The organism is Neobacillus paridis, from assembly GCF_016765675.1.
Taxonomy (GTDB): domain Bacteria; phylum Bacillota; class Bacilli; order Bacillales; family Cytobacillaceae; genus Neobacillus; species Neobacillus paridis.
Genome location: NZ_JAESWB010000240.1, coordinates 1 through 548, shown reverse-complemented (window position 1 = coordinate 548; position 548 = coordinate 1). Strand labels below are relative to the sequence as shown.

The 548-nt window shown below is 62.6% G+C and carries 1 protein-coding gene; it reads left to right on the top strand.

All coding sequences use genetic code 11. The annotated features are described in order from the left end of the window. Nucleotides 1-188: 188 nt before the first annotated feature. Nucleotides 189-548, top strand: a 360-nt coding sequence (locus JK635_RS28655) for an IS66 family transposase (RefSeq protein WP_202655044.1), incomplete at its 3' end; no start/stop codon positions are given.

The window sequence follows — 548 nt, the reverse complement described above, 5'->3', positions numbered from 1 at the left end:
GGCCGCTTCGTTTGGACCGAGGGGGCATCGACTGCCACTGTGGCCCTCAACACCGAGCAGCTGCAGGCACTAGTCACCGGCCTGCCATGGAAGACGCTGGCCACTGACCACGCCATTGCAGTGGTCTGAAGCCCGTACGTATACAGTTTCTGTTCCGATACGGCAGGTGTTCTGGCACACTGCCGGGCATGACTTCTTCACCCGACCTGTCGACCCTTGATGCAGACGAACTGCGCCAGCTCGCCAGCCGGTTGATGGAGGAGATGCGTGGCAAGCAGGCACTGATCGACAAGCTCACGCACGAGATGGCGATTCTCAAGCGGCTCAAGTTCGCCGCTTCCAGCGAAGCCTATAGCGGCGAGCAGCAGCGCATGCTGTTTGAGACCCTCGACACCGACATCGAGGCCCTGACCGCCGAGATCGAGCAACTTGCACCAACCAAGCCGGCCGACGATGAGGACAGGAAGCGGCAGCCCAAGCGCGCACCGTTGCCGGCCGCGCTGCCGCGCAAGGAAATACGCCACGATCCGGATTCCACCGTCTGCGGT